Origin of the sequence: Microcystis sp. M53602_WE12, from assembly GCF_030065455.1 — a bacterium.
Classification (GTDB): Bacteria; Cyanobacteriota; Cyanobacteriia; order Cyanobacteriales; family Microcystaceae; genus Microcystis; species Microcystis aeruginosa.
This window is the reverse complement of record NZ_JASJFB010000060.1, coordinates 1-4,946: the sequence shown is the minus strand read 5'-3', so window position 1 is coordinate 4,946 and position 4,946 is coordinate 1. Positions and strand designations below refer to the sequence as shown.

At 44.3% G+C, this 4,946-nt stretch carries 4 protein-coding genes; 3 read left to right on the top strand and 1 reads right to left on the bottom strand.

Annotated features, from left to right (window positions below):
- Positions 1-476 precede the first annotated feature (476 nt).
- Positions 477-752: a hypothetical protein gene (locus PX482_RS02640; RefSeq protein WP_002758127.1), complete on the top strand. Its 276-nt coding sequence runs from the start codon at positions 477-479 to the stop codon at positions 750-752.
- Positions 749-1,162 (top strand): type II toxin-antitoxin system VapC family toxin, encoded by a 414-nt coding sequence (locus PX482_RS02635; protein WP_002758126.1) that lies wholly within the window; start codon positions 749-751, stop codon positions 1,160-1,162. Before PX482_RS02640 ends, PX482_RS02635 begins: the two co-directional genes overlap by 4 nt.
- Before the next feature lie 353 nt (positions 1,163-1,515).
- Here PX482_RS02635 and PX482_RS02630 read toward each other — a convergent pair whose 3' ends face one another.
- On the bottom strand, positions 1,516-2,523 hold the full coding sequence (locus tag PX482_RS02630; protein WP_002758125.1) for a Gfo/Idh/MocA family protein: 1,008 nt from the start codon (positions 2,521-2,523) through the stop codon (positions 1,516-1,518).
- A gap of 84 nt (positions 2,524-2,607) precedes the next feature.
- Here PX482_RS02630 and PX482_RS02625 point away from each other — a divergent pair, with 84 nt between their 5' ends.
- On the top strand, positions 2,608-4,647 hold the full coding sequence (locus PX482_RS02625; RefSeq protein WP_288122038.1) for a hydantoinase/oxoprolinase family protein: 2,040 nt from the start codon (positions 2,608-2,610) through the stop codon (positions 4,645-4,647).
- The last annotated feature ends 299 nt before the right edge of the window (positions 4,648-4,946 follow it).

The following is a 4,946-nucleotide window of genomic DNA, read 5'->3' as shown; positions in this document are numbered from 1 at the left end:
CCGCACCCTAGTCGTTGAAATCAAAAGTTGCTCTAGCCCTTGTATAGTAAGACTTTTAGCGATTACTAAGAATTATGAAGTGTCACACTCTAGTCAGCGTTCGCCAGCTTAATGAGAGTTTATCTCAATAATTTGGTATCAGAGCTATCAGATTTTTAGGGCTAATTGTGCGTCTGCTGGGCAAACAAATTAGCCTGTAATTCAGAGCCGGCAATCGTTTTGACGATTTAGATAAAATTTTCAATGTGACAGTTGAGGGTGCGGAATGTGGGATTTAAGTGCGATGCCGAAGGCACTGCGTAGCAGTACGCCGCTCTGGTGGGTTAGGTTAACGGCAGACCCCCAACTGTGATCTTTGACTTCATGCCAATTTGTGCGGACTGTATTCAGGTGTTACCTGCTGTGATAGTTAGTAAGTGAGCCTGTTCGTTGAGTTGAGGAGTAAAATAGGAGAAGTCCTAATCTAAGATTTAGTAATGGATAGAAGCATTATAGAACGGCAACCGCTAATTGAAGCAGTCAAGGCTCTCCCTGATGAGGCTTTAGTGGAACTGTCTAATTTTCTTGACTATCTTCGCTATAAAGCAGCCTATCAAAGAGAACTGACCACTCATTCTTCTAGTTTTCTGCTTGCAGTTGCAGGTTTAGGCAACTCTGGTCAACAGGATATTTCAGAACGTGATGAAGAGATTCTAGGCAATGAGATTGATCCGGTGTCCGGCTGGAATCTTAAGCCAAGCAATTCAGTATGACGGCGATACTTGACACCAGTTTTTTGTTTGCCTTGACCGATCAGGGCGATCGCAATCATCAACGGGTGTTGGCTATTGCTCAAAGCGTGAATGAGCCATTGGTTCTACCTGTCGTTGTCCTGCCTGAGGTCTGCTATCTGATTGCATCAAGATTGGGCCACCAAGCAATGCGCCGTTTTGTATCCAGTATGACACCTGATGCGGTTCAAGTTGAACCTGTAATCCCAGAAGACTTGGTACGAGTGCATGAGATATTGGAACAATATGCTGACAATCAGCTTGACTTTACAGATGCAGCGATCATTGCCATAGCTGAAAGGCTTACTATTACTCGCGTTTACACACTTGATCGCCGAGATTTTTCGATTATTCGTCCAAGTCACTGCGATTACTTTGAGTTATTTCCTTGAACCACCAGCTAACACTGCGTGGCAGCGGACGGTCGCAATTCGTCGCTGCCGAGCTTGCTTTCTAATGCCGTCGCTGATTTGAGCCGTTAGCGATCGAGCGCGCTACGCACCGATCGGGTTCTGGACTTCCCCATTGACAAAAAGCCATAACCTGTGCTGCAGGAAGGATTAACAGAATTTCCGATACCCCCTTACTGGGTACAAATTAAGAAAACCTCTAATAAATCTAACGCCGTACAAACTCCTCGTCAATAGCAAATCAGGTTATACTTCACACCCCACACCCCACACCCCACACCCCACACCCACGAAAAACTTTTTCAGCAGACCCTACCTATCGATCCCATTTTTACCTATTCTAAGCGCAGGATTTCTCCACCTCTGGCTAGAGATAATTCTGCTGCCTGGAGGATTTTGACTAATTCCGTCCCTACCGATCCCGAAGATACAGGAGAATCGACACCCGTAGCCACCGACTCTAAAAAATGTTCGCACAATGCTTTCAGGGGTTCACCATCGGCAATAGGGATAGATTCCGTCTCCTGTCCCCGGGGAATAAAATAGGCTTCCTGACGCTCAAAATGGCCCTTTTGTCGGGTTAAAGGCGATCGAGAGTCTAATTCATTGAAAATTAAAGTCCCTTCGCTGCCAACTATCCCTAAACGTCGCTGTTTATCGGGATTCAACCAACAAAGGTGAATAGTCGCTTGAAAACCATCGCCATAGATCAGGGTTAACCAGACTAAATCGGCTAGATTAGGTTGTAGCCAGAAGGTTCCCCTTGCCTGTACTAATACAGGGGTACTATCAAGCCAATGATTAAAAATCGAGATATCGTGAATAGCCAGATCCCACAAAGCGGACACATCCTGACGAACTGGCCCCAGGTGGGTGCGAGTGGCATAACCATAAAGAGGTTTACCGATACCCCCGGATTGCAGGACTTTTTGTCCGGTGATAACGGCCGGATGAAAAAGATAGGTATGATCAACTAATAAAATACGCTGTTTTTTCGCCGCTAATGCTGTTAATTCGCCACATTCTTGGGGATTGAGGGTTAAGGGTTTTTCGGCGAGGACGTGATAACCTAAATTAAGAGCATCTTTAATCAGGGGATAATGACTGATGGCGGGAGTAACGACGACTACAGCCGAGATTTCGGGGTGAAGACGAATTGATTCCCAGTCATTGGCTAAAATAACCTTATTAGTATCGAGATTAAATTGATCGCGACAGAGATGAAGTTTTTCAGGGGAGGAGTCAACGATCGCCACTACTTGTGCTGAGGGATGTTGAGAAAAATGACGGACGAAATGGACTCCCCAACGTCCTACCCCTAAGATAGCGATTCCTGTGGACATTTTGCTTACTCAGATAAATCAATCTAGTTTATTTTAAAAGGATTAGGCGCAATTGTTCATTGATTCTGAGAACTGGAAGGGATTATGTTAAAATTTTTTATCGATCGAGGGGGAACTTTTACCGATATCGTGGCGATAATCGATCAACCAGAAATTATTGAACGACTAGCTAGAGATGCCGCTAGATTTCTGATTGTTCCCCTTGCCGATCAACAGTGGATTGTTCTCTATAAACTGCTCTCGGAAAATCCCGAAAAATACCCAGATGCAGTCATTCAAGGGATCAAAGATATTAGCGGTTCCCTAGATAACATCGAAGTGATTAAAATGGGAACAACGGTAGCCACCAATGCGCTGTTAGAAAGAAAAGGAGAGCGCACGGTTTTGTTAATCACCAAAGGTTTTAAAGATGCCTTGAGAATTGGCTATCAAAATCGCCCCGATATTTTTGCCCGTCAAATTATTCTTCCTTCTTTATTATACGAACAAGTTATCGAAGTGGCCGAACGGTACGATCGTCAAGGACAAGAATTAATCGCCGTTAATCCCGCCCAAGTTAAAGCCGATTTAATACCAGTTTATCAAGCGGGTATCCGAAGTTGTGCGATTGTTTTTATGCACAGTTATCGTTATCCCGACCACGAAAAACAAGTGGCAGCCATTGCCGAAGAAATCGGCTTTACTCATCTAGCCATTTCCCATCAAGTCAGTCCTTTAATGAAACTGGTATCCCGGGGAGATACCACGGTAGTCTCTGCCTATTTATCGCCAATTTTACGCCGCTATGTTGATAGTATTAGCCAGCAATTACCGAAAACTAGCTTGTTATTTATGAAATCCGATGGCGGTTTAGTCACCGCCGATAAATTTCAGGGTAAAGATAGCATTTTATCTGGTCCTGCGGGGGGAATAGTCGGGGCAGTACAAACCAGTTTAAGGGCGGGATTTAGTAAAATTATCAGTTTTGATATGGGAGGAACTAGCACCGATGTTTCTCATTTTCAAGGGGAATACGAGCGCCAAACAGATAACGAAATTGCTGGCGTAAGAATGCGAGCGCCGATGTTAAGTATTCACACCGTGGCCGCTGGTGGGGGTTCGATTTTAGTCTATGATGGTTATCGTTTTCGGGTCGGACCAGAAAGTGCCGGAGCTAATCCGGGACCTGCCTGTTATCGACGGGGTGGACCATTAACAATTACCGATGCTAATGTTTTGTTAGGAAAAATTCAAGCTGCCTATTTTCCCGCTATTTTTGGACAAGAGGGAAATTTACCCCTAGATAGAGAGATTGTGCTGACAAAGTTTCAAGAATTGGTGGCAACAATGGGGGGTAATAATAGTCCTGAACTGCTGGCTGCGGGGTTTATTCAAATTGCCGTAGAAAATATGGCTAATGCGATTAAAAAAATCTCTCTACAAAAGGGTTATGATCTCAGTGATTATACTCTTTGTACCTTTGGCGGTGCCGGGGGTCAAGTGGCCTGTTTAATTGCCGATACTCTGGGAATGAAAAGTATTTTTCTCCATCCCTATGCCGGGGTTTTAAGCGCCTACGGCATGGGTTTGGCCGATTTGAGGGTAATTAAAGAAAAAGCGATCGAACAGCCGTTAAATGCCGATTTAATCGGGCAGTTGCTCACGGAAATGAACGAATTAGAAGTTTTAGCGGGTCGGGAATTAGAGGATTATAATCAGGTGCGGCAGCAAGTTAGTTTAAAATATCAAGGCAGTGATGCCACTTTAGCGGTTAATTTTAGCGATCAAATGCGTCAGGATTTTGAACGGGAACATCAAAGACGTTATGGGTTTAAGCAAGAACAAAAAGCTTTAATTGTTGAGTCGATTGCCGTGGAATTGATCCAGACTATGGACAGTCCCAAAGAAGCAATTTTAACTCGCTCCCGTCCGATGGGAGAATTACCTCCTATCCTCGATCGAGTAGCGGTTTTTATGGCTAATCAATGGCGAGAAACGCCAATTTATCAGCGTTCAGATCTGCAACCTTTTGATTGTCTGGCCGGACCTGCAATTATTATCGAAAAAATCAGCACGATTGTGATTGAACCGGGTTGGATGGCAAAATTAACGGAGAAAAATCATTTAATTCTCTCCAAAGATTAACTAGGGTTTGCGGCAAAAAGTTTTTCGTGGGGGTAGGGTGTGGGGTGTGGGGTGTGGGGTGTGGGGTTTTACCAGTTTTGAGGTGGCCAATTACCTAATTTTCAGGGAAAAAGTGCCTAAATTTCCCCCACTTTTTGATTTCAAAAAAGCCTAAAGATATTATCCAACAAGGTTTTTAGCTTTATTCAGTAAACCCTACATAGGGTTTGCTGAAAAAGTTTTTCCTGGGGGTAGGAGTCAGGAGTCAGGAGTCAGTAGCCGGTCGTCGGTCGTTTCAGGCTTTGTTGCCCTCTTTTTTT

Excerpts from the sequence above, each read along its gene's own strand:
- PX482_RS02640 (WP_002758127.1), top strand. The coding sequence starts at position 477 with ATGGATAGAAGCATTATAGAACGGCAACCGCTAATTGAAGCAGTCAAG.
- PX482_RS02635 (WP_002758126.1), top strand. The coding sequence starts at position 749 with ATGACGGCGATACTTGACACCAGTTTTTTGTTTGCCTTGACCGATCAG.
- PX482_RS02630 (WP_002758125.1), bottom strand. The coding sequence starts at position 2,523 with ATGTCCACAGGAATCGCTATCTTAGGGGTAGGACGTTGGGGAGTCCAT.
- PX482_RS02625 (WP_288122038.1), top strand. The coding sequence starts at position 2,608 with ATGTTAAAATTTTTTATCGATCGAGGGGGAACTTTTACCGATATCGTG.